This is a genomic window from Kluyvera sp. EC_51 (genome assembly GCF_019584505.1).
GTDB classification, from domain to species: Bacteria; Pseudomonadota; Gammaproteobacteria; order Enterobacterales; family Enterobacteriaceae; genus Kluyvera; species Kluyvera sichuanensis.
The window spans coordinates 1-2,549 of the sequence record NZ_VDAG01000101.1; the positions used below are offsets into that span (position 1 = coordinate 1).

General features: G+C 48.4%; 4 protein-coding genes. 2 read left to right on the forward strand and 2 right to left on the reverse strand.

Features of this window, described 5'->3' with window-relative positions; translation table 11 throughout:
* Window positions 1-98 (reverse strand): IS3 family transposase (locus tag FHC49_RS19480; RefSeq protein ID WP_072253624.1); only part of this gene is annotated, 98 nt, incomplete at its 3' end.
* Window positions 99-327: 229 nt separating this feature from the next.
* On the opposite strand from FHC49_RS19480, the gene FHC49_RS19485 reads away from it, so the two are divergent.
* Both FHC49_RS19485 and FHC49_RS19490 read left to right on the forward strand, forming a co-directional pair.
* A complete protein-coding gene (locus FHC49_RS19485) occupies window positions 328-999 on the forward strand; it encodes an EAL domain-containing protein (protein WP_220440641.1) in 672 nt (223 codons plus the stop codon).
* A 109-nt stretch (window positions 1,000-1,108) separates the two neighbouring features.
* Window positions 1,109-2,244, forward strand: a protein-coding gene (locus tag FHC49_RS19490; protein ID WP_220440642.1) for an IS3 family transposase whose coding sequence is annotated in 2 segments (ribosomal slippage) — window positions 1,109-1,355 and window positions 1,355-2,244 — 1,137 coding nt in all. Because the reading frame shifts where the segments join, the coding sequence is not laid out codon by codon here.
* A gap of 13 nt (window positions 2,245-2,257) precedes the next feature.
* Here FHC49_RS19490 and FHC49_RS19495 read toward each other — a convergent pair.
* A partial coding sequence (locus FHC49_RS19495; protein ID WP_220440643.1) for an IS3 family transposase occupies window positions 2,258-2,549 on the reverse strand: 292 nt, incomplete at its 5' end.

Below are 2,549 nucleotides of genomic sequence, written 5' to 3' on the forward strand. Positions count from 1 at the left end.
TCGAGACGTGTTGCAACGCTGGCAACAGAATAACCGCGATCAACAACCTGTTTGACTGCTTCAGTTTTAAACTCTTCGGGATAACGCTTACCGCTCATGGGCACCTCTCTTTAAGTCATCTTAAATGACTCTGAGGTGTCTGTTAAACCTGTGGCGATTCAAGACTAATATATAACAATCAGCAAACCCCCAACACAAATCAGAAAATCACGGCATATCAATAACTTAGTAAAAATTCCGCATCCGTACCACAAATTTTGGCAATACTATTGCTTTATTGTGATAAAAATTACAATATAATTTTAATTAAAATTTATGGTATTTGTTATGGATACTACATTCATTGCTGAACCTATAGTGAGCATTGACGAGAGGTTGTTAGGCGTTGAGCTTCTCACTCGCTTCATTGCCTCAGATGGACGCCCCCTTCACCCTGAGTTCGTAATTTCATCTTGGGATTTAGATAGGAAGCGGCTTTTCCTATACGAACAATGTGGAAACATTGCCACTATGCAAACGTGGTTCGAACGAAAGAATCTATTTTGTACACTGAACATTGATCAGCAAATGGCTTTTTTAATACGTCATGACTACATACTTAGACAAACTTTCGAATCGATGCCATTCGTCAAACTTGAACTTTCTGAGCATTTCCCTGGTTTGGATAAGGGATTGAAAAGTTCCTTATTAAAATCGCTGAGCCAGGGTGTAAATAGGCTATGGCTCGATGACCTTGGCGCAGGAAACGCGAATGTAGTTAGTTTGATGGAAGGATACTTTGAGGTTGTAAAGGTAGATCGCTGCTTCTTTAATGAGCAGGTGCAGAATCCAATCCTCTACCCGCTGATTGCTTCCATTCAAAAACACTGCGACAAAATTATTATTGAAGGGATTGAGAATAGAGAACATATGGGGTTACTGCGTGAGGTGGGGATTTGGGGATTACAGGGGGATCTTTTTAAATCTGTCCCTTTTAAAAATGTGGATTCATTGCTTTAGTGTTGAAACCTGAATCGCCACGGATAATCTAGACACTTCCGAGCCGTTGATGGACTGACCCCACCACGGTAGACGATCCTGCCCTATAGTTTGAGCATAGGAGGAGCGTATGGGCACACCACGATTTACACCTGAATTTAAGGAAGAAGCCGTCCGTCAGATAACGGAACGCGGTTATTCCGTGGCCGAAGTTTCTGACCGTCTGGGCGTTTCCGCACACAGTCTCTATAAGTGGTTACGGGCGATTAAACCTGATAACAGCGAGCAGCATGCCCGGGATTTACTGGAAGCTAAAAGCGAGATCCTGAAACTCCGGGCGCAGCTAAAACGCACCGAAGAAGAACGGGATATCCTGAAAAAGGCCGCGCGGTACTTTGCAAGGGAGCCCGACTGAAGTACCGCTTTATCAATGAGCACCGCACTGTATGGGGTGTGATGACGATGTGTCGGGTACTGAATGTCGCCCGGGCCGGGTTCTATGCGTGGCTGCATAACCCTGTCTCAGCGCGTGATAAAGATAACCAACGCCTGCTGATGCTTATCCGCGACTCATATTCCCTGAGCGGAGGCGTATACGGTTACCGGCGGGTTCATGGCGATCTGAATGAAATCGGGGAAACCTGCGGTAAAAATCGGGTGGGTCGGATCATGCAACTGAACCGGATTAAAGCTGTGCGCGGCTATAAAGCACCACGTCGTATCTCTGGCAGGCCTTCAGTCGTTGCTCCTAATCGCGTGCAGCGGCAGTTCACCGTTGTCCGGGCCAACCAGGTCTGGGTCACCGATATTACTTATATCCGCACCTGGCAGGGCTGGCTGTATCTGGCGGTGGTTATCGATCTCTTTGCCCGTAATGTGGTCGGCTGGTCGATGAAACCCACGCTCTCACGCGAACTGGCGCTCGACGCGCTGATGATGGCGGTCTGGCGACGTAAACCCGACGGCGAGGTTATCGTTCACTCAGACCAGGGCAGCCAGTACGGCAGTGACGACTGGCAGCGCTTCTGCCGGGCCAATAATCTGGCCCCAAGCATGAGCCGGCGTGGCAACTGCTGGGATAATGCGGTGGCCGAATCGTTCTTCAGTTCACTGAAAAAAGAACGCATCAGAAAACGTATCTATAAAACCCGGGATCTGGCCCGGGCGGATATCTTCGATTACATTGAAGTGTTCTACAACCGGGCCCGGCGCCACAGTCATCTCGGCGGCGTCAGTCCTGAGGCCTTTGAACAGGCCTCGTCGTGAGGACAGAATTTGTCTACGGACGTGGGGTCAGTCCATGATAATACAGGTTTTCATATTCAGCCGGTGGCATCTGATCACTCGAACCATGCCGACGCCTACAGTTATAAAACATTTCGATGTAATCAAAAATATCGCTGCGGGCTTCTTCCCGCGTTCCGTAGATCTTTTTCTTTATCCGTTCACGCTTCAGCAACTGGAAAAAGCTTTCTGCAACCGCATTATCATGGCAGTTACCGCGACGGCTCATGCTGCCCTCCAGGCCGTGTGATTTCAGGAACGACTGCCATTCATGGCTTGTGTACTGA

What these genes read in the sequence shown, in the direction of transcription:
- FHC49_RS19485 (WP_220440641.1), top strand. Translation starts at nt 328, where the DNA reads ATGGATACTACATTCATTGCTGAACCTATAGTGAGCATTGACGAGAGG.